The organism is Streptomyces shenzhenensis (assembly GCF_003688995.1).
Lineage (GTDB): Bacteria > Actinomycetota > Actinomycetes > Streptomycetales > Streptomycetaceae > Streptomyces > Streptomyces shenzhenensis_A.
Genome location: NZ_PENI01000082.1, coordinates 1 through 1,794, shown reverse-complemented (window position 1 = coordinate 1,794; position 1,794 = coordinate 1). Strand labels below are relative to the sequence as shown.

Annotated in this window: 3 protein-coding genes, 1 pseudogene and 1 riboswitch; all 4 genes and pseudogenes read left to right on the top strand. The window is 67.8% G+C overall.

Going from position 1 to position 1,794, the window contains the following annotated elements; genetic code table 11:
- Window positions 1-301: pseudogene (locus CTZ28_RS46260) on the top strand (5-methyltetrahydropteroyltriglutamate--homocysteine S-methyltransferase); the annotation flags it as partial.
- Between the two features lie 88 nt (window positions 302-389).
- Window positions 390-743 (top strand): hypothetical protein, encoded by a 354-nt coding sequence (locus CTZ28_RS46255; protein WP_121895944.1) that lies wholly within the window; start codon window positions 390-392, stop codon window positions 741-743.
- A gap of 64 nt (window positions 744-807) precedes the next feature.
- Window positions 808-1,024, top strand: a riboswitch (cobalamin riboswitch).
- 170 nt (window positions 1,025-1,194) lie between these two features.
- Complete coding sequence (gene nrdI / locus CTZ28_RS46250) at window positions 1,195-1,626, top strand: class Ib ribonucleoside-diphosphate reductase assembly flavoprotein NrdI (RefSeq protein WP_121895943.1); 432 nt, start codon at window positions 1,195-1,197, stop codon at window positions 1,624-1,626.
- A partial coding sequence (locus tag CTZ28_RS46245) for a hypothetical protein (protein WP_183154924.1) occupies window positions 1,623-1,794 on the top strand: 172 nt, incomplete at its 3' end. The genes nrdI and CTZ28_RS46245, both read left to right, overlap by 4 nt.

Here is a 1,794-nt window from a genome sequence, read left to right as displayed (position 1 = left end):
CGCCGACGTCATCAGCCTGGAAGCCGCCCGCTCCCACATGCAGGTCGCCCGCGAACTCGCCGCCCACGGCTACCCCCGCGAGGCCGGACCGGGTGTCTACGACATCCACTCACCCCGCGTACCAAGCACCGAAGAGGCGGCCGGCCTGCTGCGCACCGGCCTCCATGCGATCCCCGCCGAACGGCTCTGGGTCAACCCCGACTGCGGCCTGAAGACCCGCGGCTGGCCCGAGACCCGCGCCTCCCTGGAGAACCTGGTCACCGCCGCCCGCACCGTCAGGAGTGAGCTGCCCGCCACCTGATCGAGGAACCCAGTGGGCCGGGACGCCACAAGCGTCCCGGCCCCGTCCTGCAGCACCACCATGGCCAAGGCTGGAAGGGGGCCCATCAGTGCGTGGCAAACCGCGACAGGTCATCGTGGACGGCAAACCCATGATCGCCATGTCCGAGAAGGAGTTCGAGAGTCTGCTGGCCACGCGCAGACAGCTCGGCAGCCAGACCGCGAAGATGCGGATGCTGCGTGACACGCTGGTCGAGGTGGGCGATTTTCTGGACTCCGTGGCCGAGGCGCTCGACGCCGACGTGCCACCTGTGTCGCAGGAGGTCCCGCTGCCCTCCGGCCCTCGGCGTCCGCCGCCGGCACTGATCGCGGAGATACGCCGGCGCGCACACCAGATGCGCGCCATCACCGGGGCAGGACGTACTCCGAGAGGCCGCCGTCCCTCCGACCAAAGAAGGACTTAGGTATACCTAAGTTTTATGCGCGACACAACATCTGGGATGCGCGCGGTCACCGTGTTCTAGATGTAGTGTTGGGGGTGCTGGTGGTTCGCCGGGCACTCCTGTGTTCGGCGTCGCAAGAGGGAACCCGGTGAAAGACCGGGACTGCCCCGCAGCGGTGAGCGGGAACGACCGCCGTCATACGCACTGGACCCGACATACGGGCCTGGGAAGCGACGGCCAGTAGGAGTCTCGAACGAGACATGCCCGCGAGTCCGAAGACCTGCCACCGGTGCGCACGCCGGACAGCGGTGCGCGCGCTCCGAGGCCCCGAGGGAGGGCCAGGTGGCAGACGCACGGCCCCGGGTAAGGCGTATCGGTTCACCGCCGCCCGGTCTCTCGCCGCACGCGCCGCACCGCTCCTCCCCTCCCGGTCCTCGGACAGATACGGGAACGAGCGAGAGGCGGCGGACCGATGAGCGGTCTCGTGTATTTCTCCAGCGTCTCGGAGAACACCAGGCGTTTCGTGGAGAAGCTGGGCCTGTCGGCCACACGCATCCCCCTGTACCCGCGTCGTGAGGCCATGCCGCAGGTGACCGGGCCGTATGTGCTGATCACGCCGACCTACGGCGGCGGCGAACGAGCCGGAGCGGTCCCCAAACAGGTGATCCGCTTTCTGAACATCGAGGCCAACCGCGTGCTGCTGCGCGGGGTCATCGCCTCCGGCAACACCAACTTCGGCGCCGATTACTGCCTGGCCGGCCGGGTGGTCTCGACGAAGTGTCAGGTTCCGGAGCTGTACCGATTCGAACTGCTGGGCACGGACCGCGACGTCCGCGCCGTGAGGGAAGGACTGCAGGAATTTTGGACACGACACTCATCGACGGCGGAGCGACAGGCCGCATGAACACCCTCACCACGGCGGTCACGGTGCCCGCGGGCCAGCGAGAGTCGGTCGGCACCCGCAAGGACTACCACGCGCTCAACGCCATGCTGAACATGTACGACTGCGACGGCCGCATCCAGTTCGACAAGGACCGTGAGGCCGTACGCCAGTACTTCCTCCAGCACGTCA

Bases quoted from the DNA above. Each gene is read 5' to 3' on its own strand.
- nrdI (WP_121895943.1), top strand. From the start codon at position 1,195: ATGAGCGGTCTCGTGTATTTCTCCAGCGTCTCGGAGAACACCAGGCGT.